This is a genomic window from Thiohalobacter sp. IOR34 (genome assembly GCF_030406045.1).
GTDB lineage: Bacteria > Pseudomonadota > Gammaproteobacteria > Thiohalobacterales > Thiohalobacteraceae.
Genome location: NZ_CP128988.1, coordinates 817,060 through 839,498, shown reverse-complemented (window position 1 = coordinate 839,498; position 22,439 = coordinate 817,060). Strand labels below are relative to the sequence as shown.

22 protein-coding genes are annotated in these 22,439 nt (G+C 67.4%); 5 read left to right on the top strand and 17 right to left on the bottom strand.

The genetic code is table 11. The features are described from left to right. Positions 1 to 59 precede the first annotated feature (59 nt). The 15 genes from hscB to efp all read right to left on the bottom strand — a co-directional run bounded on the left by hscB (position 60) and on the right by efp (position 11,963). Complete coding sequence (gene hscB, locus QVG61_RS03970; protein WP_289932030.1) at positions 60 to 605, bottom strand: Fe-S protein assembly co-chaperone HscB; 546 nt, start codon at positions 603 to 605, stop codon at positions 60 to 62. A 70-nt stretch (positions 606 to 675) separates the two neighbouring features. Further along, entirely contained in the window at positions 676 to 999 is a 324-nt protein-coding gene (gene iscA, locus QVG61_RS03965; RefSeq protein ID WP_289932029.1) for an iron-sulfur cluster assembly protein IscA, read from the bottom strand. A gap of 13 nt (positions 1,000 to 1,012) precedes the next feature. Then, a complete protein-coding gene (iscU, locus tag QVG61_RS03960) occupies positions 1,013 to 1,402 on the bottom strand; it encodes a Fe-S cluster assembly scaffold IscU (RefSeq protein ID WP_289932028.1) in 390 nt (129 codons plus the stop codon). 37 nt (positions 1,403 to 1,439) lie between these two features. After that, positions 1,440 to 2,663: an IscS subfamily cysteine desulfurase gene (locus QVG61_RS03955; protein ID WP_289932711.1), complete on the bottom strand. Its 1,224-nt coding sequence runs from the start codon at positions 2,661 to 2,663 to the stop codon at positions 1,440 to 1,442. A gap of 42 nt (positions 2,664 to 2,705) precedes the next feature. Then, positions 2,706 to 3,851 (bottom strand): cysteine desulfurase family protein, encoded by a 1,146-nt coding sequence (locus QVG61_RS03950; RefSeq protein ID WP_289932027.1) that lies wholly within the window; start codon positions 3,849 to 3,851, stop codon positions 2,706 to 2,708. Between the two features lie 23 nt (positions 3,852 to 3,874). Further along, entirely contained in the window at positions 3,875 to 4,366 is a 492-nt protein-coding gene (locus QVG61_RS03945; RefSeq protein ID WP_289932026.1) for a Fe-S cluster assembly transcription factor, read from the bottom strand. A gap of 69 nt (positions 4,367 to 4,435) precedes the next feature. After that, a complete protein-coding gene (gene cysE / locus QVG61_RS03940; RefSeq protein ID WP_289932025.1) occupies positions 4,436 to 5,257 on the bottom strand; it encodes a serine O-acetyltransferase in 822 nt (273 codons plus the stop codon). Between the two features lie 148 nt (positions 5,258 to 5,405). Further along, positions 5,406 to 6,125: a tRNA (cytosine(32)/uridine(32)-2'-O)-methyltransferase TrmJ gene (trmJ, locus tag QVG61_RS03935; RefSeq protein WP_289932024.1), complete on the bottom strand. Its 720-nt coding sequence runs from the start codon at positions 6,123 to 6,125 to the stop codon at positions 5,406 to 5,408. Beyond that, entirely contained in the window at positions 6,122 to 6,748 is a 627-nt protein-coding gene (locus tag QVG61_RS03930) for an ABC-type transport auxiliary lipoprotein family protein (RefSeq protein WP_289932023.1), read from the bottom strand. The genes trmJ and QVG61_RS03930 overlap by 4 nt, the downstream gene beginning before the upstream one ends. Further along, a complete protein-coding gene (locus tag QVG61_RS03925; RefSeq protein ID WP_289932022.1) occupies positions 6,745 to 7,677 on the bottom strand; it encodes an MlaD family protein in 933 nt (310 codons plus the stop codon). The genes QVG61_RS03930 and QVG61_RS03925 overlap by 4 nt, the downstream gene beginning before the upstream one ends. A 3-nt stretch (positions 7,678 to 7,680) precedes the next feature. Beyond that, positions 7,681 to 8,451: an ATP-binding cassette domain-containing protein gene (locus tag QVG61_RS03920; protein WP_289932021.1), complete on the bottom strand. Its 771-nt coding sequence runs from the start codon at positions 8,449 to 8,451 to the stop codon at positions 7,681 to 7,683. 338 nt (positions 8,452 to 8,789) lie between these two features. Then, positions 8,790 to 9,902 (bottom strand): ABC transporter permease, encoded by a 1,113-nt coding sequence (locus QVG61_RS03915; RefSeq protein ID WP_289932020.1) that lies wholly within the window; start codon positions 9,900 to 9,902, stop codon positions 8,790 to 8,792. Then, positions 9,899 to 10,396 carry a GIY-YIG nuclease family protein gene (locus tag QVG61_RS03910; protein ID WP_289932019.1) on the bottom strand — a complete coding sequence of 166 codons (498 nt, stop codon included), beginning with the start codon at positions 10,394 to 10,396 and terminating at the stop codon, positions 9,899 to 9,901. Before QVG61_RS03910 ends, QVG61_RS03915 begins: the two co-directional genes overlap by 4 nt. A 2-nt stretch (positions 10,397 to 10,398) precedes the next feature. Further along, positions 10,399 to 11,382: an EF-P lysine aminoacylase EpmA gene (gene epmA / locus QVG61_RS03905; protein ID WP_289932018.1), complete on the bottom strand. Its 984-nt coding sequence runs from the start codon at positions 11,380 to 11,382 to the stop codon at positions 10,399 to 10,401. Between the two features lie 11 nt (positions 11,383 to 11,393). Next, positions 11,394 to 11,963, bottom strand: a complete 570-nt coding sequence (gene efp / locus QVG61_RS03900; RefSeq protein WP_289932017.1) for an elongation factor P — start codon at positions 11,961 to 11,963, stop codon at positions 11,394 to 11,396. Positions 11,964 to 12,007: 44 nt separating this feature from the next. On the opposite strand from efp, the gene epmB reads away from it, so the two are divergent. Next, entirely contained in the window at positions 12,008 to 13,027 is a 1,020-nt protein-coding gene (gene epmB / locus QVG61_RS03895) for an EF-P beta-lysylation protein EpmB (protein WP_289932016.1), read from the top strand. A gap of 117 nt (positions 13,028 to 13,144) precedes the next feature. Further along, positions 13,145 to 14,935, top strand: coding sequence for a hypothetical protein (locus QVG61_RS03890; protein ID WP_289932015.1), 1,791 nt, complete (start codon positions 13,145 to 13,147; stop codon positions 14,933 to 14,935). An 18-nt stretch (positions 14,936 to 14,953) separates the two neighbouring features. On the opposite strand, the gene QVG61_RS03885 is transcribed toward QVG61_RS03890, so the two are convergent. Further along, entirely contained in the window at positions 14,954 to 15,475 is a 522-nt protein-coding gene (locus tag QVG61_RS03885) for an N-acetyltransferase (protein WP_289932014.1), read from the bottom strand. Positions 15,476 to 15,753: 278 nt separating this feature from the next. On the opposite strand from QVG61_RS03885, the gene QVG61_RS03880 reads away from it, so the two are divergent. Continuing rightward, complete coding sequence (locus QVG61_RS03880; protein ID WP_289932013.1) at positions 15,754 to 17,841, top strand: EAL domain-containing protein; 2,088 nt, start codon at positions 15,754 to 15,756, stop codon at positions 17,839 to 17,841. A 441-nt stretch (positions 17,842 to 18,282) separates the two neighbouring features. On the opposite strand, the gene QVG61_RS03875 is transcribed toward QVG61_RS03880, so the two are convergent. Continuing rightward, complete coding sequence (locus QVG61_RS03875) at positions 18,283 to 19,527, bottom strand: DUF1015 domain-containing protein (RefSeq protein WP_289932710.1); 1,245 nt, start codon at positions 19,525 to 19,527, stop codon at positions 18,283 to 18,285. 212 nt (positions 19,528 to 19,739) lie between these two features. On the opposite strand from QVG61_RS03875, the gene QVG61_RS03870 reads away from it, so the two are divergent. Further along, on the top strand, positions 19,740 to 21,239 hold the full coding sequence (locus QVG61_RS03870) for an adenylate/guanylate cyclase domain-containing protein (protein WP_289932012.1): 1,500 nt from the start codon (positions 19,740 to 19,742) through the stop codon (positions 21,237 to 21,239). 6 nt (positions 21,240 to 21,245) lie between these two features. Next, positions 21,246 to 22,331 (top strand): hypothetical protein, encoded by a 1,086-nt coding sequence (locus QVG61_RS03865; protein ID WP_289932011.1) that lies wholly within the window; start codon positions 21,246 to 21,248, stop codon positions 22,329 to 22,331. The last annotated feature ends 108 nt before the right edge of the window (positions 22,332 to 22,439 follow it).

Below are 22,439 nucleotides of genomic sequence, written 5' to 3'. Positions count from 1 at the left end.
GTTGCCGGGTTGATAATCTGTATTCCGATCATTCGGGCCGCCTTGGTGCAATATCCAGGCTATAGGTCTTCGAGTTCGGCTTCCAGCTCTTCCGCTTCCTGCTCCAGCTTGCGGAAGAACTGCATGCGCTGCAGGGTCTCCAGGGCCGCCTCCGGCACCCCCTCCGGCTGTTCCGCGAACAGCGCGGCAAGACGGGCCGTCTGCGCCTCGCTGCCGGCCTGGATGCGCGCCAGCAATTCGTTCAGGGCGGCGAAGGGGTCGGCACTGTCCCTGACCGCCTCCAGCGCCTCGCGCAGCTCCATCTGCTCCATCAGGAATGCCGCGTCCTGATGGGTGGCCTGCTCGTCGATGCTCTCCAGGCCGCGCAGTTCCAGCAGGTAACGGCCCCGGGCCAGCGGATCCTTGAGCACCCGGTAGCCCTCGTTGATGCGCGCTGCCAGCTGCATCGACAGGCGTCGCTGCTGATCACCGGCGCTGGCGAAGCGGTCGGGGTGGACGCTGCGCTGCAGCTCGCGGTAACGGGCATCCAGCGCCGCGCGATCCAGCTCGAACTGCTCCGGCAGGGCGAACAGCTCGAAATAGTTGCGGGTCAGTTCGTTCGACATCGTCCCGTCCAGCCGGGCTAGCAACCTGTCGGTCTCAGGTCTGATCTACTGCGCTGGGTCCGACAGCCTGCTAGACGTTGAAACTCTCGCCGCAACCGCAGCTATCCTTGACGTTGGGGTTGTTGAAGCGGAAGCCCTCGTTGAGACCCTCCTTGCCATAGTCGAGTTCGGTGCCATCGAGATAGACGAGGCTCTTGGGATCGACCACCACCTTGACGCCGTTCGACTCGAAGACCACGTCCTCGGCCGCCGGCTCGTCACAGAACTCGAGCACATAGGCCATGCCGGAGCAGCCCGAGGTCTTCACTCCCAGGCGCAGGCCCATGCCCTTGCCCCGGTTGGCCAGGAACTGCCGGACGTGTTCCGCCGCGGCGTCGGTCAGTGTAATCGCCATCTCGATCTCCGCCTCAGCCGTTCTTGCCCTGCTTGCCCTGGTAATCGCTGATCGCCGCCTTGATGGCGTCCTCGGCCAGCACCGAACAGTGGATCTTCACCGGCGGCAGGGCCAGCTCCTCGGCGATGTCGGTGTTCTTGATCTGGCCGGCCTCTTCCAGGGTCTTGCCCTTCACCCACTCGGTGAGCAGGCTGGAGGAGGCGATGGCGCTGCCGCAGCCATAGGTCTTGAACTTGGCGTCCTCGATCACGCCCTCCTCGTTGACCTTGATCTGCAGCTTCATCACGTCGCCGCAGGCCGGGGCGCCGACCATGCCGGTGCCGACACTGCTGTCGTTCTTGTCCAGGGTACCCACGTTGCGCGGATTCTCGTAGTGGTCCATGACCTTGTCACTGTATGCCATGCTGCTTCTCCTGAAAGTCTCTGTTCACGTATCGGGTTCAGTGCGCGGCCCACTGCACGGAGTCCAGGTCGATACCCTCCTGGTACATCTCCCACAGCGGCGACAGTTCGCGCAGCTTGCCCACCTTGTCCTTGACCAGTTCGATGGTGTAGTCGATCTCTTCCTCGGTGGTGTAACGACCGATGGTGAACCGGATCGAGCTGTGCGCCAGCTCGTCGTTGCGGCCCAGGGCGCGCAACACGTAGCTCGGCTCCAGCGAGGCCGAGGTACAGGCCGAGCCGGAGGACACGGCGATGTCCTTCAGGGCCATGATCAGGCTCTCGCCCTCGACGAAATTGAAACTGACGTTGAGATTGCCGGCCACCCGCTGTTCCAGATCGCCGTTGACATAGACCTCCTCCATCTCGCTGAGGCCGGCCCAGAGCCGATCGCGCAGCGCACGGATGCGCGGGATCTCCTCGGCCATTTCCTCGCTGGCGATGCGGAAGGCCTCGCCCATGCCGACGATCTGGTGGGTGGCCAGGGTGCCGGAACGCAGGCCGCGCTCGTGGCCGCCGCCGTGCATCTGCGCCTCCAGGCGGATGCGCGGCTTGCGCCGCACGTAGAGCGCGCCGATACCCTTGGGGCCGTAGATCTTGTGTGCCGAGAAGCTCATCAGGTCGACCGGCATGGACTTCAGGTCGATCTCCACCTTGCCCGCGCTCTGCGCCGCATCGACATGGAAGACGATGCCACGCTCGCGGCAGATGGCACCGATGGCGGCAATGTCCTGGATGACACCGATCTCGTTGTTGACGTGCATCACCGAGGCAACGATGGTGTCCTCGCGCAGAGCCGCGCGGAACTTGTCCAGATCCAGCAGACCGCTCTCCTCCGGCTCCAGGTAGCTGACCTCGTAGCCCTCGCGCTCCAGCTGGCGGCAGGTGTCCAGCACCGCCTTGTGCTCGGTCTTCACGGTGACGATGTGCCGCCCCTTCTTCTTGTAGAAGTGGGCCGCACCCTTGATCGCGAGGTTGTCGGACTCCGTGGCGCCGGAGGTCCAGATGATCTCCTTCGGGTCGGCGTTGACCAGCGCCGCCACCTGGGCGCGTGCCTCTTCCACCAGCTCTTCCGCCTTCCAGCCGAAGGGATGGCTGCGCGAGGCCGGGTTGCCGAATTCGCCGCGCCGGGTCAGGCAGGCACAGAGCTTCTCCGCCACCCGCTCGTCGACCGGGGTGGTCGCACTGTAGTCCAGATAGATCGGTACTTCGATAGTCATGATGTCATTGCCACCGTGTCGTATTGATTCAAGAATTCCGTCTTCCTACCAGGCCGCGGCCCGGGCAGCCCACTCCTGCTGCCGGCGCAACACCCCGACCAGACGATCGATGTCGGCCTCGCTGCTGTGTCGCCCGAGGCTGATGCGGATGGCGCCGCGCGCCCGTTGCGCCTCGACCCCCATCGCCGTCAGCACATGGCTGGGTTCGGTACTGCCGCTGGAACAGGCCGAGCCACTGGAAACCGCCAGGCCCTCGCGATCCAGCTGCAACAGCAGAGCCTCGCCGTCGATGCCGTCCAGTGCCAGCTGCAGGGTGTTCGGCAGCCGCGGCGCGGCGCGCGCGAACAGGCTCACTCCCGGCAGCGCCGCCAGCTGTTCCTCCAGCCGCTCGCGCAGCGCGCGCAGCCGCTCGGCATCCTGCCTCAGGCGCTGGCGGGCCAGCTCCGCGGCGGCCCCGAAACCGACGATCCCGGCCAGGTTCTCGGTGCCGGCGCGCAGGCCGCGTTCCTGGCCGCCGCCGACCAGCAGCGGCACCAGCTCCAGGGCCCTGTCGACGATCAGCGCGCCGACGCCCTTGGGACCATAGATCTTGTGCGCCGAGAGGCTCATCAGCCCCGCCCCGCTGGCGGCGAAATCCAGCGGCAGCTTGCCCGCGGCCTGCACCGCATCGGTATGCAGCACGGCGCCGGCGGCCCGCACCCGCCCGGCGATGGCCGGGATGTCCTGCAACACGCCGGTCTCGTTGTTGGCCAGCATCACCGAGACCAGCTCGGTGCCAGACGCCAGGCTGCGCTCCAGCGCCGCCATCTGGAGACGCCCGTCGGCATCGACCGGCAGGCGATCGAGCTGCCAGCCACGGGCCGCCCAGGCCTCGGCCGGGGCCAGCACCGAGGGGTGCTCGATGGCGCTCACCGCCAGCCGCCCCGGTGCCTTCGCCGCCGCGCAGCGCGCCCAGAGCGCCAGGTTGTTGGCCTCGGTGCCGCCACTGGTGAAGATCACCTGGCCCGGCGCGACCCCGACCAGTTCCGCCACCTGCTGACGCGCCCGGTCGATGGCGGCCCGCGCCAGACGGCCGGTGGCATGCACGCTGGAGGGATTGCCAAACTGCTCGCGCAGATAGGGCAGCATGGCCTCCAGCACCCCCTCGTCGAGCGGGGTGGTGGCGTTGTAATCGAGGTAGACCTGCTGCATGCCGACCCCGCTGCCCCCGCCCCTCAGGACGCCTCGGCGGGCTTTTCCACCACGGCCACTTCGATCGAGGGCGCCTGCAGTTCCTGTTCCTGGCGCTCCGCCACCTGCTTCACGTTGGCGTTGCGCACCAGCTGACCCAGGGTGATGTCGCTGAGAAAGCTGCGGATCTGATTGCTCAGCTCGGTCCAGAGCTCATGGGTCAGGCAGGGCAGGTCGTTCTGGCAGTTGCCCATGCCGCCACAGCGAGTGGTGTCCATATTCTCGTCCACGGCGAGGATCACGTCCGCCACGGCGATCTCGTCCGCCGGCCGGCTCAGCGAATAGCCGCCGCCGGGGCCACGGGTGCTGACCACCAGCCCACCCTTGCGCAGCCGGGCGAAGAGCTGCTCCAGGTAGGAGAGCGAAATCTCCTGGCGCCCGGAGATCTCGGCCAGCTTGACCGGCCCGTTGCCGGAGTGCAGGGTCAGGTCGAGCATGGCCGTGACGGCGTAGCGTCCCTTGGTCGTGAGTTTCATACCTTGAGGTTCCAGTGCTAGAATGCGTTGCGTCGATGGCAGGCAATGTGCCATACCCTAGTAAAACAGTCAAGAATTGTCCGCACGACTGCTGTTGGAATCCCCCTCTTCCTGATCTGGCTCAAGTTCCTGCACCGGCGAGGTGCTACTGATCTCGCAGGGCCCGAGGTCCGGCAGCTGCAGATCGGCGACCTCCGCGCCCAGCCCCTTCAGCCCGCGGCAGACCTCCTCCAGCTTCTTGTCCATGACGTGGATGTGATCGAGCATGGCATTGATGGCGGTGGCCACCGGGTCTGGCATCTCCTTGGTGGTGCCGTAGGCATCGAAGCCCATCTTGCGGGCGATCGCCTCGCGGGTTTCGCTCTTTTCCACGGGTCTGCGCGCCTCGACCACCCGGCCGGGCACGCCGACCACCGTGGCATTGGGATGCACGTCCTTGAGGACCACGGCATTGGAACCGACCCGCGCCCCGTCGCCAATGGTGATCGGCCCCAGCACCTTGGCCCCGGCGCCGATCACCACATCGTTACCCAGGGTCGGATGACGCTTGCCTTTCTTCCAACTGGTGCCACCCAGGGTGACGCCATGGTAGAGGGTGCAGTCATCACCGATCTCGGCGGTCTCGCCGATCACCACCCCCATGCCGTGGTCGATGAAGAAGCGCCGGCCGATCTGCGCACCGGGATGGATCTCGATACCCGTGAACCAGCGCGAGAACATCGCCAGCCAGCGCGCCAGCCACTTGAGACCGGCATTCCACAGGGCATGGCTGGCCCGGTGCATGATCAGCGCATGCACGCCCGGATAGGTGGTGACGACCTCGAAGGTGTGCCTCGCCGCCGGATCACGGTCGAACACACAACGGATGTCTTCGCGCAGACGATCGAACATGACTCCCCCTGGAGCTGCGGGACGCCTCGGCGGCGCCGCCGGGTGGGACCGACTGGACATTGTAGCGCGTCACGCCGCGCCTGCCCACGTCAACCCATTGAGGGAAAGGGGATTTATCCCGCCGTTTGCAGCACGGCGGCGTATCGGATCACTCGCGACGGGCCTTGGCCTGGGCCGCACTGAGGATGCCACGCAGGATGTTCAGCTCGTTGCGGTCGGGGCGGGCGCGCTGCAACAGGCGCCGCAGGCGGCGCATCATGCGGCCGGGACGGTCGGGACTGATGAACTCCAGATCGTAGAGGGTCTGTTCGAGGTGGGCGTAGAGCCCTTCCATCTCCTCGGCCGTGGCCGGCGGAAACTCGGCCTCCGGCGCCGCCGGCGGCGCCTCGGTCATCCGCAGCTCATAGGCCAGCACCTGCACCGCCTGGGCGAGGTTGAGCGAGGAATAGTCGGGATGGGTGGGGATGTGCACCAGAAAATGACAGCGCTCCAGCTCGGCATTGCTCAATCCGGAACGCTCGCGGCCGAACACCAGCGCCACCTCGCCCTGCGCCGTTTCCGCCGCCACCCGGGCGGCACATTCGCGCGGATCGAGCTGCGGCCACTGCAGGGATCGCAGCCGGGCGCTGGCCCCGATCACCAGGCTGCAGCCGGCGAGCGCCTCATTCAGGCTGGCGCAGACCCGGGCTTCGGCCAGCAGGTCGTCCGCCCCAGAGGCGCGCGCCGTGGCCTCGGCCGAAGGAAACACCCCGGGTGCCACCAGATACAGCCGCCGCAAGCCCATGGTCTTCATGGCCCGCGCCGCCGCGCCGATGTTGCCGGGGTGGCTGGTCTCGACCAGCACCACCCGCACCCCCTCCGCCCTCATCGCTCGATCGGCAACTGCCGGAGCACGAAGGCGACCACCTCGCCGGCCAGGGAGCGGCTGGCCCGCTCCGCGGCAGCGGCGCCACCGGCGGGATCGTCACTCGGCGCCTCGGCCTCGGCGGTGAACAGCCGGCTGGCCACCACCCGCCGGCGGACGGGATCGACCAGCCGGGCACGCAGGCGGATGTGGAATCGGCTCGGCGTCTGGTGAAAATCCTGCACGAAGGCCAGCAGTTCCGTCTCCAGCCGCAGATCGGCCTGCACCGGCGTGCCCGGCCGCACCACCGCAGCGAGACGCCCGCTGTCCTCCAGGGCCTCGACCAGGCGCTCGGCCAGCATCCGCGCCGGCTCGTCGGCCCAGCGGCTGTAGGCAAAATAGGCGAGCCGATGCCCCTCCCGCTGATAGAGCATGCGCGGCGTGGCGACCTCGGCCAGGGCGCGCGGCGCCGCCAGCAGCAGCGTGGGCCCGGTGGCTTCGTTGCCTGCCGGGGTGGCTGCCAGCGGGCCGAGGGCATAGCGCTGCACGGCGACCGGCTCGGCTCCGGGCAGCAGGCTGCAACCGGCCAGGACCAGCAGGAACAGCGGCCAGAGCGGTCGCAGGGCGGATGATGCAAGGCTCTTCATGGTCGTTCTTCCCCGGGGCCGGGCAGCTCCAGCTGCGGCCCGTAGATGATACTGCGCGGATCCTCCTCGATGCGCTCGCTGATCCGCTGCAGGCTGCCGGTCAGGCTGCTCAGCTCCTCCAGCAGCTGGCTGACCTGCGGCAGCAACTCGCTGCCGATGCGCCGCAGTTCGGCACCGCTGCGCCCGGCCTCCTGCTTGAGCACCCGGCTGGCCTCGGCGAACGCCCCGGCGCTGCCCTCCACGGCCATGGCGCTGGATTCGAGACGCTGCATCAGCACCGGCAGCGTCTCCCCGGCGCTGGCCAGGCGGGCGAAGGCCGTGGAGGCATGGCCGATACCCTCCGCCAGTTCCGTCCGCCGACTGCTCAGGCTGGCACTCAGCGCCTCCAGATGTCCGAGCAGATTGGCAAAGCGCACCCGGTTCTCCGGGCTGAGCAGGCTGTGCAGGTCACGAGACACCTGGTTGAGGTTGGCCAGCAGCTCGGAGACACTGGCATCCAGCCGCCGGAACAGCGAGGGTCCGGTGTGGATCACCGGGTACTCCTCGCCGGGTCTTGCCTCCAGCAGGGGTGAATCGCGGCGCCCGCCGGAGAGCTCGATGGAAGCGATGCCGGTCAGGCCCTGCACGTTGAGGGTCGCCACGGTGTCGACGTGGATCGGCACATCCGGCTTGACGGCCAGGGTCAGCACCACCCGCTCCGGATTCTCGGGATCGAGCGCCAGGGCGCGCACCTTGCCGACCTCCACGCCGCGGAAGCGTACCGGGGCATCGACATAGAGACCGGACACCGACTCGGTCATGTAGACATGGTACAGGCGGTATTCCTGGGCGAAGTCGCCGAAGGCCAGCCACAGGCTGATGCCGATGCCGAGCGCCCCCAGCACCACCACGAACAGCCCCACCAGCACGTATTGAATCCGGGTCTCCATCCGTCACCCCTGCCGCGCACGGCGCGCGCGTTCGCCCTGAAAGTACTCCTGCACCGCCGGATGCGCCACGTCCTCCAGCTCGGCCATCGGCCCCACGGCGACGATGCGTCCCTCGCCCAGCACCGCCACCCGGTCCGCCAGGTTCCACAGCGAGACCGGATCATGGGTGATCATCACCAGCGTCAGCCCCAACCATTGTTGCAGACGCCGCACCAGGGCATCGAAGGCATCGGCGCTGGCTGGATCGAGGCCTGAGGTCGGCTCGTCGAGAAACAGCAGTTGCGGATCCAGCACCATGGCCCGCGCCAGGCCGGCCCGCTTGATCATGCCCCCGCTCAGTTCGCTGGGATAGAGCCCGGCTGCCTCGGGCGGCAGACCGGCGAGGCGGATCTTGAGCAGCGCGATCTGCTCGATGAAATCCTCGCCGAAACGGGTGTGCTCACGCAGCGGCACGGCGACATTCTGCAGCACGCTCAGGCCGCTGAACAACGCGCCGTGCTGGAACAGCACCCCGAAGCGCCGGCGCAACGCCAGGGCGCGCGCCGACGACGCCGCCGTCAACTCCTCGCCAAACAGGCGGATCGAACCGCTGCTCGGCCGGCGCAGCATGATCATCTCCTGCAGCAAGGTGGTCTTGCCGCTGCCGCTGCCGCCGACCAGGGCCAGGATCTCGCCCCGCCGCACCTCCAGATTCAGCCCCTGATGCACCACATGATCGCCGAAGCGGGTGGTGACGTCACGCAGCTCGACGAGAATGTCCGCCTCCTCAGGCATCGCCCCTCCCTTCCCCTGCGACCCGCTGTCCACCATCGGCCCCCTATCGTTCCTTAGCGAAGCGCTATTATTAACCTGGCATATTCGGTTGCCGGGTTAATAGAAGCCGGGAACGGCGGCGATGCCCGCCCTACCCCTGGCTTCCAACTTCCAACTTCTGACTTCTGACTTCTGACTTCTGACTTCTGACTTCTGACTTCTGACTTCTGACTTCTGACTTCTGACTTCTGACTTCTGACTTCTGACTTCTGACTTCTGACTTCTGACTTCTGACTTCTGACTTCTGACTTCTGACTTCTGACTTCTGACTTCTGGATTCTGAATTCTGAATTCCACCCTCATATCCCCAACCAGCTGAACAACACCGAGAACTGGGCATCGGCGACGATCACCAGGAAGATCGACTGCACCACCGACAGGGTGGTGTGGCGGCCGACGCTGGCCGCGCTGCCGGCCACGCGGAAGCCCTGGAAGCAGCCCACCAGGGCGATGATGACCGCGAACACCGGCGCCTTGATCAGCCCGAGCAGAAAGGAGCGCGCCGAGACCGCATCGGCAAAGCGGTCGAGGAAAGGCTCGAAACCGAGGCCGAGCTGCAACTGGGCCATGAGCATGCCGCCGATCACGCCGAGGATGTCCGCGAACACGCTGAGCAGCGGCAACGCCAGGCTCAGGGCAATCAGCTTGGGCAGCACCAGCAGGTCCAGCGGCGGGATGCCGATGGTCTGCAGCGCCGCCACCTCCTCGGTGACCTGCATGGTGCCGATCTGCGCCGTGTAGGCGGAACCGGTGCGGCCGGCGACGATGATCGCGGTCAGCAGCGGCGCCAGTTCGCGCAGCATCGACAAGCCCACCAGATCGGCGACATAGATGTTGGCGCCGTAGATGCGCAGCTGCACCGCACCCTGATAGGCGATCACCACCCCCATCAGGAAGGACAGCAGGCCGACGATGCCCAGCGCCCGCAACCCGGCCGTTTCCAGGTCGGCGAACACCGCCGGCCAGCGGATGGACCAGGGGCGCAGCAGCTGCCGTGCGAGGCGCTGAAAGACCTCGCCGGTGAAGGCGAGAAAGGCGAACAGCTCCTCGAAGCCGTCCAGCACCTGTTTGCCCATCTGGGCCAGGCGGCCGGGCGAGGGTGGGGGTGGCGGCAGGCCGCCCTCGTCGAGGCCCTCGACCAGCTCCAGCAGGCCGGCATAGCGTGGCGGCAGATCCTGCAACGGCGGCCCGCCCTTCGCCCGCCGCAGCAGCCGGTGCAACAGCCAGGCCCCGGCGGTATCCATGCCGCGGATCCCGCTGCCGTCGATCCGCCGCACGACGTCGGCTGCCGCAACCTGCTGCAGCAGGGCGCGTTCGCGGCCGTCGAGGCCGGCCACGGTCCAGTCGCCGAGGCAACGCAGTCCACCGTCATCCAGCGGCTGCAACTCGGCGGGCTGTGGGCTGCTGCTCATGCGCGGAGTGTCGAGCTTCGCGGCGCCGCTTGCAAGCCGGGGCGGTAGCAATGCAGCGGGGCATGGCCGGGGCAGCGCCGGTGCAGGCGCTGGACGAAGGCCTGGAAGGCAGGCGGCCGGCGGAACGCCAGCAGATGGGACGCCGCGCTGCTGTCACTGGCACCGAAGCCGGGCACCGGCACCCGGGCGCCGGGCAGTGTGCTCACCAGCGCCGCCCAGTCGTCCTCGCGGCGGCGTGGCTCAGCGCTGTACCAGACGGCCTGCAGCCGGGCGGCCGCGCGCAGATAGTCGATATGCCAGCGCGGCCTGGCCGTGCCCTGCAGGTGGTGACCGACCCGCGCCGCCAGACCACCGGGGCCCTGGGCACTGCCGACATAGAGATACCAGCCGGCCTCGAAATCGAACTCACCGAGACGCCCGACGATCAGCTGCCGCGGCTGCGCCAGGTGCAGCAACAGGACATAGCTGCCGGGCAGGGACGGCAGCGCCCCCATCCTCAGGCCCGTCCGACAGGGAAGGCCAGCACGGCCTCGATCGAACCCGCGCCGGCGGCCCACATCAGCAGCCGGTCGAAGCCCAGCGCCACTCCGCAGCAGTCCGGCAGACCGGCCTCCAGCGCCGCCAGCAGCCTCTCGTCCAGCGGCAGCTCGGGCAGCCCGGCGGCGCGGCGCGCGGCGTTCTCACGCTCGAAGCGGGCGCACTGTTCGGCGGCATCGGCCAGTTCGTGGAAGCCGTTGGCCAGCTCGAGTCCGTCCAGGTACAGCTCGAAGCGCTCGGCCACCGGCGGTTCGCCGGGACGGATGCGTGCCAGGGCCGCCTGGCTGACCGGATAGTCGTGGACGAACCAGGCACCCTGCAGCTGCGGTTCGATGACCAGGCTCATCAGCAGATCACGCCAGGGGTCGGCATCGTCCAGGGGCAGGCCGGCCGGCGGCTCGATACCGGCCGCGCTGAGCGCCGTCCGCAGTTCGGCCGGCGGAGCGCGGAGTCCGTCGACGCCGGCGAAACGGCGGAACAGAGCGTCGTAAGCGATGCGCCGGAAGGGCGGCCGCTCCGCGCCTTCGTCCAGCAGGGTGCCGACCAGCGCCTCCACCTCGTCCATCAACTGGGCAAGGGAAAAGCCGGGCCGGTACCACTCCAGGAGGCTGAATTCCGGATTGTGCCGCGTGCCCGCCTCGCCGTTGCGGAACACCTTGCACAACTGCCAGATGGGGCCGCTGCCGGCGGCCAGCAGCCGCTTCATGGGGAACTCGGGGGAGCTGTGCAGATAGAGGCTGCGGCCGGCGGCCGCGCCGGGGCCGGTATAGCGGGTGACGAAGCTGTCGATCTGCGGCGTGGTGACCGCGGCGACAGAGAGCGCCGGCGTATCGACCTCCAGCAGGCCGCGCCTGGCGAAGAAGTCGCGCAGACGGGCCAGCAGACGGGCCCGCAGCTGCAAGACCCCGATCCGGGCACTGGGGCGCCAGTCGTCCACCGGCATGTGAGAGGGGGCTATTCCTTGGCCCGGGAGATGTACTCGCCGCTGCGGGTATCGACCTTGATCAGGTCGCCGACATCGACGAACAGCGGCACCTGCACCACGGCACCGGTCTCCAGGGTGGCCGGCTTGGTGGCGCCGGTGGCGGTGTCGCCGCGCACCCCGGGATCGGTGTCCGTGACCTTGAGCACCACGTGGTTGGGCGGCGTGACACTGATCGGCACGCCGTTCCAGAGGGTCACGGTGACCGTGTCCTGCTCCTTCAACCACTGCTTGGCGTCGGCCACCGCCGCCTCGTCGGCGGCCACCTGCTCGAAGGTCTCGGGGTGCATGAAGTGCCAGGCGTCGCCGTCGCTGTACAGGTACTGCATGTCGACGTCCATCACATCCGCCGCCTCGATGGTCTCGCCGGATTTGAAGGTCCGCTCCCAGACGCGGCCGGTCTTCAGGTTGCGCAGGCGTACCCGGTTGAAGGCCTGCCCCTTGCCGGGCTTCACAAACTCGTTTTCAATGATGGCACAGGGGTCGCCGTCGAGCATGACTTTGAGGCCGCGCCGGAATTCATTGGTGCTGTAGCTCGCCATCGAAATCCTTCCAAGAATTGATCCAGTCGAAATGCGGGGGTGATGTGAACAAACCGGCGCGTATCATACCGCGATCGGCCGGTCCGGGCCATGCGCCAGCCTGGCAGCGCGCCCTGGCCGAGGCGATCAGCGATCCGGCCGAGCTGCTCCGCCAGCTCGGCCTGCCGCCGGAACCGGGCGCCGCCATCGGCCACGGGCTGTTCCCGCTGCGCGTGCCGCGTGGCTTCGTCGCCCGCATGCGCCCGGGCGACCGCCGCGACCCGCTGCTGCTGCAGGTGCTGCCGGTGGCCGAGGAGGCCGCAGCCACCCCCGGCTATTGCACCGATCCCTTGCAGGAACTGGAGGCCATGCCGCTGCCGGGGCTGCTGCACAAGTACCATGGCCGCGTGCTGCTCACCGCCACCGGCGCCTGCGCGGTGCACTGCCGCTACTGCTTCCGCCGCCATTTCCCCTACGCCCAGGCCAACCCGGCGGCTGGCCAGTGGCGCCCCATCCTCGACTACCTGCGAGCCGACGCCTCGATCCACGAGCTGATCCTGAGCGGCGGCGACCCCCTGTCGCTGAGCGACCGGCGCCTCGCGGAGCTGGCCGAGGCGCTGGCCACCCTGCCGCAGATGCGCCGCCTGCGCATCCACAGCCGGCTGCCGGTGGTGCTGCCTGAACGGGTCGATGCGGCGCTGCTCGACTGGCTGGCGAGGATCCCGCTGCAGACGGTACTGGTGGTGCACTGCAACCATGCCAATGAACTGGACGCGACGGTGGGCGCGGCCCTGGCCGCGCTGCGCGACGCCGGCGTGACACTGCTCAACCAGGCAGTACTGTTGCGTGGCGTCAACGACAACCTGGAGGCGCAGACGGCGCTGGCCGAAGCGCTGTTCGCGGCCGGCGTGCTGCCCTACTACCTGCACCAGCTCGATCCGGTGCAGGGCGCCGCCCATTTCGCGGTGGCGGACAACGCGGCCCGCCAGCTCCACGAGGCGCTGCGCGCCAGGCTGCCCGGCTACCTGCTGCCCCGGCTGGTCCGCGAGCATCCGGGCCACCCTGCCAAGTCACCGCTGGCATGACATCCCGGTTTGCACTGATGGTCACCGGTCTCTTACCATGCCGCTGGCCGGTCAGCTTCAGAATATGGCCAGGCTGCCGAACAACAATCAATAAAGTAGGCCAAGCGAGCGGAAAACATGGATCAGCGCTTCCCCACGCGCCGTACGCCCGTCATGGGCAGCTTCGATACCCGACCGGCCCGGGTAGAGCAATGGATCGCCAACCTGCCGCTGCTCAATCTCGGTGAGACCTCGCGCCAGTTGTTCAACGCCCTGGTCGAGATCAATTCCCTGGACATCAACCTCCAGCAGCGCTTCAAGGTGCTGGAACTGCTGCGCACGCCCGTCGCCGAGGTCACCGGGGCGATGCAGAAACACTACATCGGCCAGCATTTCCCGTTGCCGGAAAAGGCCCGCAAGGTCGCCGACCTGTCGCAGGCCATGCTCAACCAGCTGGCGATCGGCTACCGCATCGTCGTCGCCGGGGAAGCCGACAAGGGCCGCCTGCTGCGCGACCGCCGTCTGCTGACCAGCGCCGTGCATCGTGCCCTGAGCAGCCTCGGCCAGGTTCTGCTCAAGGCCTACCAGATCTATGCCCCCTACCCGCAAGGCGTGTGGCGCGAGATCCACCAGCTCTACGCCCTGGCCGAACAGCACAAGCTGCTCGACAGCCCGGTCAAGGACGCCGCCCATCTGCAGACCGCGGCCCGCATCGAAGACGCCTACAAGCAGATCCTGCTGCTGGCCCTGGCCTGCCCCTACCGCCTGCGGCAAGGCGAGGTGAACCAGGTCTTCGAGGTTCTCGAGGACTGGGCCGGTCAGGTCCGCCTCACCCGGCTCGGCGATCCGGAGCAGACCAACGTCCTGTTCCTGACCCACCTGGCCTCGGACGATCCGCCCAGTTACCTGGCGCTGCGCCACAGCCGCTGCAGCCAGGCGGACTGCCGCCTGCTCGACACGGCCCAGCTGGCCGAAACGGTGCGCAACGAGCTGAGCCGGCGGCGCAAGGAGGGACGCCGGGGCACCCCGGCCGAAGGCACCCTGCGGCGGCTGATGCTGGCCTGGGGCGTGATGCCCAGGCGCAAGTTCTCCCGCGCCGAGAAACACGCCACGGCCGCGGTCGCCATAGGCCTGAGCGCCACCCATTTCTTCGTCAGCGGCGAACAGGTCTTCTCGCCCCAGGGCAACAGCCCCCGCTTCGAGACCCCTGCCCATTTCGAGGCCAGCGACCCACGGGAACGACAGGAGACGGTCCCGGATGTCTGGGATCCGAGCTATGTCCGCCAGTGGCACCCCGACCAGGACACGGTGCGCATGGTCGATCTGCCCGACGAGATGGCGAACAAAACACCGCTCTCGGCGCCGGCCGAGGAAACGTCCCCTGCGCAGCCGGCCTATACCACCGAGGAATGGAAGATGGTCGATGTCAGCGCCGGCGGTTACCGGCTGCTGTGGACCCGCCACGAGCAGTCTCCGGCCGAGGTCGGCGAACTGCTGGGCGTCCGCGAGAGCAGTGACCCGGACGTGTTTCACCTGGCGCTGGGGGTGATCCGCTGGATGAAGTGCAGCGACGCGCACGGTCTGGAACTCGGCGTGCAGATGATCTCGCCCGGTGCCGTCGCCGTTGGCACCCGCCTCGATCGTCCGGACGGCGGCAGTGAATACATGCGCAGCCTGATCCTGCCCGAGGTATCGGCCATCGGCCAGCCAGCCAGCCTGCTCACCCCCGCCCTGCCCTATCACGTGGGCGACCGGCTGGTGGTCAACTGTCATGGCAAGGAGGCGCGGGTGGAACTGACCAAACTGGTGGAGAATACCGGCTGTTTCGCCCAGTTCCAGTTCCGGCCGCTGGACAACCGACCGGCGGGCGAGAGCGGCGGCCGCAACCTCACGCCGGAGGATTTCGAATCGCTGTGGAACGAGATCTGAGCGGCGTCCGCCCCGCCGTCAGAAAATCTCGGCGAAGGGCGCCGGATAGATCACCCGGCCACCGCCGCTGAGCGCGCCCGGCTTCAGCTCCATGGCGGTCAGGGCATCCTCGGGAAGCGGCAGGTTGGAGACGATGCCCCAGTCGCTGGCCGGCTTGAAATCGAAGCGCTGGTAGTATTCGGGCTGCCCGGCGACGACGATGGCGCTGTAACGCATGTCACGGGCCCGGCCGATGGCTGCCTGGATCAGCGCCGAACCGATGCCGCGGTGCGACTGGGAAGGCACCACCGACATGGGTCCGAGGGCCAGGATCTCCTGCGAACCGTTCTCGTTCTCCAGGATGACCTTGGACAGCAGCAGGTGACCGACGATGCGGCCGTTGATTTCGGCCACCAGCGACAGGTCACGGATGAAATCCGGCGAGTTGCGCACCGCGTCCACCAGGCGCGCCTCGGCCTCCCCCTCGAAGGCACTGAGATTGACCACATCGATGGCCTTGACGTCTCCCGGCGTCTCCGCTCTGACTATCACGTCTTGCATAGGCGTTCTCCCCAGCCGGCTGACAGGCATTGTTGGTGCTCTTCTCTTGCCCCACCGGCAACTGCTCATCGACGGCAGATGGTTCCGGCGGCCCCTTTCGGTTCCATGCTAGCAAGAAACACCGACGTGGAAAACCGGCCCCGCTTCCGGTAAAAAGGTGCGGCGCGCTGGCCGCGCTCCCTCAATATTCAAGGATGCCGGCCGATGCAACGAGAGTGACCAGACCCACGCCTGGCAGGCAAGGAAAACAGACAGCGGGATAGAGCGCGGAGGCATCTGTGGCTAAGGACGACAAGCTGCTCCACCTGATCATCATCGAGGAGTCCCGGAACGACGCGGAGGCCATCGCCAACCTGCTGCGCAACGCCGGCTATGTGGTGCGCTTCCAGTATGCCGACAGCAGCGAGGCCCTGGATGCCGCGCTGGAACGGCAGATCCCGGAACTGATCCTCTGCGCCGAGGGGCTGGATGCCCTGCCCTTGGCGACCGTCCTGGAATCGCTGACCGACCGCCAGCTGGGCACCCCGGTGATCCTGATCGGCGAAACGGCGGACGAGCCCCGGGTGATCGAGGCGCTGCGTGCCGGTGCCTCCGACCTGGTGTCCTACGACCGTCCGGAACACCTGCAGCTGGTGGTCGCCCGCGAGCAGCAGAACCTGCATCTGCAGCATGAAGTGCAACAGTACCTCGCCGCCCACCAGGAAAGCGAGCGCCGCTGCCGGGCCCTGCTCGACAGCTCGCGGGACGCCATCGCCTACGTGCACGACGGCATGCACATCTATGCCAACCAGTCCTATCTGGAACGCTTCGGCTTCGACGACCTGGACGAAATCGAGGGCATGCCGATCATGGACCTGGTGGCCCCCGAGGACCATGCCGCCTTCAAGGAATTCCTGCGCAACTATGGCCACAGCGAGGGTGGAGACAAGGAACTGGAGGTCCAGTGCCTGAGCGCCACTGGCAATTTCAAGGCGCTGATGGAGTTCACCCCGGCCTCGATCGAGGGCGAACCCTGCACCCAGATCGTGATCCGCGACCAGACCAGCGCCGATCCGGACCTGCAGGAGAAGCTCAAGTACCTCAGCAAGCAGGACATCGTCACCGGCCTGTTCAATCGTCAGTATTTCCTCGAGGAACTGGAGCTGGCCGCCGCCGACGCCGTCAGCGGATCGGGACAGAGCTTCATCCTCTATGTACTGATCGACAACTTCAAATCGGTCAAGGAGTCGGTGGGACTGGCGGCCAGCGACCTGGTGGTCAAGGACGTCGCCGATCTCATCCGCGAAAAGGTCGCCGACAACGGCATCTGCGCCCGCTTTGGCGACAATTCCTTCACCATACTCTGCCGCAGCTCGGACCTGGATGCGGCCCAGGCACTGGCAGAGGCGATCCGCTATGCCATCGAGGAACACATCGTCGACGTCGAGGGCCGCTCCCTCACCGTCACCAGCAGCATCGGCATCAGCCTGGTGAGCGACAGCACGCCGGATGCCAGCGAGATCCTCTCCCGTGCCGATCTGGCCTGCGAAGTGGCCCGCTCAGCGGGCGGCAACCGCGTCCACCTGCACAATCCGATCACCGACGAACAACTGGGCCGCGAGCGCGAGGACCAGTGGTTGAAACTGATCGAGCAGGCCCTGGCGGAGGACCGCTTCCAGCTCTTCTACCAGCCCATCGTCAGCCTCCAGGGCGACCCGCAGGAACGCTACGAGGTGCTCCTGCGGATGCGCGACGCGGAGGGACACAATGTGCTGCCGGGCCAGTTCCTGCCGGTGGCGGAAAAGAACGGGCTGATGGCGGACATCGACCGCTGGGTGATCGGGCATGCCATCGAAACCCTGGCAGAACACCGCCGCGCGGGCCACGATACCGTGTTCTTCGTCAAGGTCTCGGCCCCCACGCTGGCCGAGGAAGATATCGCCCTGTGGATCAACGAGCGGCTCAAGGCGGTGCGTCTGCAGGGCGACGCCCTGGTATTCGAGGTGGCCGAGAAGGACGCCGGGGAACACCTGAAGAACCTGAAGCGCTTCTTCAAGGCGGTCAGCGCCCTGCACTGCAAGACCTCGCTGGAACACTTCGGCAGCAGTCCCAACTCCTTCCAGCTGTTCAAGCACCTGCCGGTCGACTACCTGAAGATCGATGGCGCCTTCATCCACAACCTGATGTCCAGCGAGGACAACCAGGCGGTGGTCAAGTCCATCGCCGACATGGCCCATTCCATGAACAAGCAGTGCATCGCCGAGTTCGTCGAGGACGCCAGCAGCCTCACCGCCCTCTTCCAGTACGGCATCCAGTTCATCCAGGGCTACTTCCTGCAGGAACCGCAGGAGGCGCTGAATTACGACTTCGCGGAGGAGTCGATCTGAGGGGTGCCAGACAGGGAGCTGCCTGTCGTCATTGCCCTGCCCCGCTGCAGCCTGCCTGCTTCAATCCTTCGCGATCCGGCGATCGCCCAACCTGCCTTGCCTGATTCGGCCTGAACTCGAATAGGCACAAACCGTAACAGGGCACAATTGCTCGCAGAGGGAATCACTGCCTTGATAAATACCGGATAAATTACGCATTCAAGGCCGCCTTCGTGCAATATGCGGGCTAGGGCCTGGTTGGCTCTACACCAATCGCGGCCTGGAGGCCGCTCCTACGGGGCATGGCGGCACAATGTGGTAGGAGCGGCCTCCAGGCCGCGATCCCCAGCGGGCGCTGCCCTCCGCCCTTCGGGCCAGCCTTGCGGCTGAGCATCGAATCCTTGGTGCAATACGCGGGCTAGGCGGCCGCCAGACCGTGAGCGGACCGTTTCGGCCTGCGGATCACTCGCTCAGCAGATGGGACACCAGGCCATCGGCCAGCTTGGGCTCGAACCAGGTCGACTTCGGCGGCATCACCTCACCGGCGTCGGCGACCGCCATCAGCGCCGACATCGGCGTCGGGTAGAGGGAGAAGGCCGCTGCCATCTCACCGCTGTCGACACGCTGCTCCAGCCCCTTCAGGCCACGGATACCGCCGACGAAATCGATGCGCTTGTCGGTACGCGGATCGCTGATGCCAAGGATCGGCTCCAGCAGATGGTCGGCCAACAGGCTCACGTCCAGGCGTTTCACCGGATCGTCCTCGGGGATCAGCTCGGGATGGATGTTGAGCCGGTACCAGCGGCCGTCCAGGTAGAGGCCGAACTCGCCCGGCCCACGCGGCCGCACCGGCTCGTCGCTGGGAGTCACGTCGAAGGCGGTCTTGATCGCCTCCAGGAATTCCTTCGGGCTGCGGCCACCGAGGTCGGTGACCACCCGGTTGTAGTCGAAGATCTTCATCTGTTCATGCGGGAAGATCACCGACAGGAAATAGTTGTAGGGCTCCTCGCCGCTATGGGCGGGATTGGCCGCGGCCCGCGCCTTGGCAACCCGGGAGGCCGATGCCGAGCGGTGATGGCCATCGGCGATATACAGCGACGGCATGGCCTCGAAGCGCCTTGTGATCTCCTCGATCAGTGCCGGGTCGCGCACCACCCAGAGCTGATGACCGATGCCATCGTCGGCCACGATGTCGACCTCGGGCGGCGTGGCGGTGACCGCTTCCAGCAGGCTGTCGACCTCGGGGTCCGACTTGTAGGCCAGCAGCACCGGGCCGGTCTGGGCGTCCAGGGCATCGATCTGCCGCACCCGGTCGTCCTCCTTGTCCGGCCGGGTGAATTCATGCTTGCGGATCCGGTTGCTGTCGTAGTCCGCAACCGAGGCAGCCGCCACCAGCCCGGTCTGGACATGATCGCCCATACGCAACCGGTAGACGTAGTAACAGGGCTGCTCGTCCTGTACCAGGATGCCCTCGCGGCGCATGCGCTCCAGGTTCTCCGCCGCCTTGGCATAGACCGTCGGGTCGTAGGGATCGGTGCCTTCGGGCAGGTCGATCTCGGGCTTGGAGATATGCAGGAAGCTCCAGGGCTTGTCCTTCGCCCGCTGCCGCGCCTCCTCGCTGTTGAGGACATCATAGGGCGGCGCACAGACGTCGGCCGCGCGTCCCGCCACGGGGCGCAGACCGGCAAAGGGGCGAATCAGGGACATGGCGAATTCCTCGTTCATCAGCAATGTAAGGCGGCGCATTTTACACGCTCCCCCGCCGCGCCGCAGGCACCCCTCGCCGGCGCTGCTTGCGATGCGGCCTGCAGACGGCCATCATAGCCCTGCCCGTCCGGCCGCTTCCGGCAGGCACGCCCAGGGACCCTTTCCAATGCGGAATCCCAACTAGCGGAATTTTCAGGGAATCCATACCCAGCATGGCAGAGAGCGAAAAGGACAGCAGCGTGGCCGAAGGGCCCGCCCCCGCCGCCCGCGGCCGCCGGCTACGGCTCTGGCCGGATCACCTCCCCATCGCCTACAAGCTGTCGCTGGCCATCTCGCTGCTGATGGTAACCTGTATCGGCCTGCTGGCGGTGCTGGTGGTCCAGCACCAGCATCGGGTTCTGCGCACCCAGCTCGACGACCTGGGCCACAGCCTGGCGGCCCAGCTTGCCCGCTCGGCGGCCGAGCCCCTGCTGGCCGGCGACCAGCTGGCCCTGGAGGTGCTGGTCGGCAGCCTTGTCGCCGACGAAAACGTCCTCGGCACCGCCGTCCTCGACGCGGATGGCAACGTCCTCGCCCAGGCCGGCCTGACACCGCCCCGGCCACCGCAGCGACAGGGACAGCCATGGGAGAGCGCCGCCGACGGCGCGTTGCCGGTCCGGCAGCTGATCAGCTTCGGCAGCCCGGTACGGGTCCGCGAGCTGGTCGCCGGACAGGCGGTCATCACCCTCGACCGCGCCACCTGGGACGCGACCATGGACAGCGCCCTGCGCAACCTCACCGGCGCCGGACTGCTGGTGCTGCTGCTTGGCATCGGCATCACCATCCTCCTCGCCCGGCGCCTCTCGCAACCCATCTACGACCTGATCGACGCCAGCCAGGCCATCGATCAGGGCAGCTTCGACTTTCACTTCGGGGAACACCGCAAGGACGAGCTCGGCAACCTGATGGCCTCCTTCAAGCGCTTCGCCGAAGGCCTGGCCGAGAAACGCCAGGTGGAGGCCACCCTGTCGCGCTACCTCTCCCCGCGGCTGGCGCATGAACTGCTGAGCAACGACAAGTCCCGCGAGCTGGGCGGCCAACGGGTCGAGGCCAGCGTGCTGTTCGCCGACATCGTCGGTTTCACCGGCATGGCCGAGGGCATGGAGCCGGAAGAGGTCGGCACCCTCCTCAACCTCTATTTCGCGCACATCGCCCACGCCAGCGAGCAGTACCATGGCCTGATCGACAAATACATCGGCGACTGCGCCATGCTGCTGTTCGGTGTCCCCCAGACCGACCCCGATCATCCCTTCCATGCCATCTGCTGCGCCCTGACCATCCAGCAACTGGTGGAACGGGAGAACCGCCAGCGCCAGGCCGCCGGCCGGCCGCCGGTACGCTTCCGCATGGGCATCAACAGCGGCGAGATGCTGGCCGGCAACATGGGCGCCCGCCAGCGCATGGAGTACACGGTGATCGGCGACGCAGTCAATCTCGCCTCGCGGCTCTCCTCGGTGGCCGAGGCCGGGCAGATCCTGATCCCCGAGGCCCTCTACCTGCGGCCGGAGATCCATGAACGGGTTCTGGCCCACCGGCATCACGCCGTCCAGCTGCGCGGCCTCAGCCAGCCGGTCACCCTCTACTGCGTCGAGGGTCTGGCCCCGGCCTACCGGGAGCGGTTCCGACAGCGCGTCGAACAGCTCTGGTGGCAGGGCCTGCAGCGCAGCGCCTGAAGCAGCATGCCCCTCACCCGCCTGTTGCACCTGCTACCTTTCCTGTTGCTGCTCGGCACACTCGCCGGCTGTACTGGCCTGCCGCAGCGCAGCCCGGCCCTGCCCGAGTCCCTGGAACAGGCCGCCATGGCCTACCGAGAGGCGCAGTCACGCCTGGCCGGGATCGCTGCCGACGACCCGCAACGCGCCCGCCTGGAGCGAGACCTGCGCAGCTACCGCAAGGAATTCGAGGAGACGGCCATCACCCTGGCACATCGCGAGGAACGCCGCGACCGGCTGCTGGCGGCCGTGCAGCTGTTGGAACGCGCCCTGACCCTGGCCCCCTCGCCACGGCTGCAGAGCCTGCACGATGATCTGGAGGCCCGCCGCCTGGCGACCCTGAAACGCCTGGACTGGGAACAGGATCTGGCACGCAGCCGCTATCTGCTGGATCAGCGGCGTCTGCTGCAGGCCAGGAGCGGCGCCGCAGCCGGAGAGACCGCCAGGCAGTGGCGGCTGCGCTGGATCCGCTGGGAACTGGAGGCGTTGTCACTGAAACACAGGCAGTGCGCGGAGAGCGCACTGGCGACTTCGCAGCTGGCGATTGCCGAGGCCTGCATCCGCCAGGCGGAGGCAATCCGCGGCACTGACTTCGTCGCCGCCCAGCGGCGCAAGCTGGCCGCCCGACGCAAGCCCAGGCCTGCCGCTGCACGACCGGCAGCCGCCACAGCCGCAGCAGACAACGCCGATGAGACGCGCCGCTTGCGCCTGCAGCTGCGCCTGGCCCTGCGCCAGGGCGACCTGCCGCAGGCCCGGCGCCTGGTCGAACAACTGATCGCCAGGGACGGGGAGACGGCTGCCCTGCTCGACCTGAAGGCGGCCATCGACAACGCCATCGCCGCACGGATCGGCGCGCTGCGCCAGCAGGCCAGCGAACTGTACAGCAAGCAGGACTACCTGAGGGCGCGGGCGCGCTGGCAGGAGATCCTCAGCCTCGATCCCGAGGATGCCGAGGCCCGGGGCCTGCTGGAACGGGTAGAGCGGGTGATCCACAAACTGGAGCAGCTGCAGGAACAGCAGAGCAGCGAACCGACACCCCCCGCCGCCGAGTGAAGCCGCCCGACAGCAGCCCGGAGGGCAGGAGCCGGAAGCGGCGGTGCCTGCCGCATCGCGACCTGGCGATCGCTCCTACACTGGATTCTGGATTCTGGATTCTGGATT

Excerpts from the sequence above, each read along its gene's own strand:
- QVG61_RS03870 (WP_289932012.1), top strand. The coding sequence starts at position 19,740 with ATGGCAGAGAGCGAAAAGGACAGCAGCGTGGCCGAAGGGCCCGCCCCC.
- cysE (WP_289932025.1), bottom strand. The coding sequence starts at position 5,257 with ATGTTCGATCGTCTGCGCGAAGACATCCGTTGTGTGTTCGACCGTGAT.
- QVG61_RS03890 (WP_289932015.1), top strand. The coding sequence starts at position 13,145 with ATGGATCAGCGCTTCCCCACGCGCCGTACGCCCGTCATGGGCAGCTTC.
- hscB (WP_289932030.1), bottom strand. The coding sequence starts at position 605 with ATGTCGAACGAACTGACCCGCAACTATTTCGAGCTGTTCGCCCTGCCG.
- iscU (WP_289932028.1), bottom strand. The coding sequence starts at position 1,402 with ATGGCATACAGTGACAAGGTCATGGACCACTACGAGAATCCGCGCAAC.
- QVG61_RS03925 (WP_289932022.1), bottom strand. The coding sequence starts at position 7,677 with ATGGAGACCCGGATTCAATACGTGCTGGTGGGGCTGTTCGTGGTGGTG.
- QVG61_RS03875 (WP_289932710.1), bottom strand. The coding sequence starts at position 19,527 with ATGTCCCTGATTCGCCCCTTTGCCGGTCTGCGCCCCGTGGCGGGACGC.
- trmJ (WP_289932024.1), bottom strand. The coding sequence starts at position 6,125 with ATGAGGGCGGAGGGGGTGCGGGTGGTGCTGGTCGAGACCAGCCACCCC.
- QVG61_RS03920 (WP_289932021.1), bottom strand. The coding sequence starts at position 8,451 with ATGCCTGAGGAGGCGGACATTCTCGTCGAGCTGCGTGACGTCACCACC.
- QVG61_RS03945 (WP_289932026.1), bottom strand. The coding sequence starts at position 4,366 with ATGAAACTCACGACCAAGGGACGCTACGCCGTCACGGCCATGCTCGAC.
- QVG61_RS03865 (WP_289932011.1), top strand. The coding sequence starts at position 21,246 with ATGCCCCTCACCCGCCTGTTGCACCTGCTACCTTTCCTGTTGCTGCTC.
- QVG61_RS03915 (WP_289932020.1), bottom strand. The coding sequence starts at position 9,902 with ATGAGCAGCAGCCCACAGCCCGCCGAGTTGCAGCCGCTGGATGACGGT.
- QVG61_RS03950 (WP_289932027.1), bottom strand. The coding sequence starts at position 3,851 with ATGCAGCAGGTCTACCTCGATTACAACGCCACCACCCCGCTCGACGAG.
- iscA (WP_289932029.1), bottom strand. The coding sequence starts at position 999 with ATGGCGATTACACTGACCGACGCCGCGGCGGAACACGTCCGGCAGTTC.
- QVG61_RS03930 (WP_289932023.1), bottom strand. The coding sequence starts at position 6,748 with ATGAAGAGCCTTGCATCATCCGCCCTGCGACCGCTCTGGCCGCTGTTC.
- QVG61_RS03910 (WP_289932019.1), bottom strand. The coding sequence starts at position 10,396 with ATGGGGGCGCTGCCGTCCCTGCCCGGCAGCTATGTCCTGTTGCTGCAC.
- efp (WP_289932017.1), bottom strand. The coding sequence starts at position 11,963 with ATGGCGAGCTACAGCACCAATGAATTCCGGCGCGGCCTCAAAGTCATG.
- QVG61_RS03885 (WP_289932014.1), bottom strand. The coding sequence starts at position 15,475 with ATGCAAGACGTGATAGTCAGAGCGGAGACGCCGGGAGACGTCAAGGCC.
- epmA (WP_289932018.1), bottom strand. The coding sequence starts at position 11,382 with ATGCCGGTGGACGACTGGCGCCCCAGTGCCCGGATCGGGGTCTTGCAG.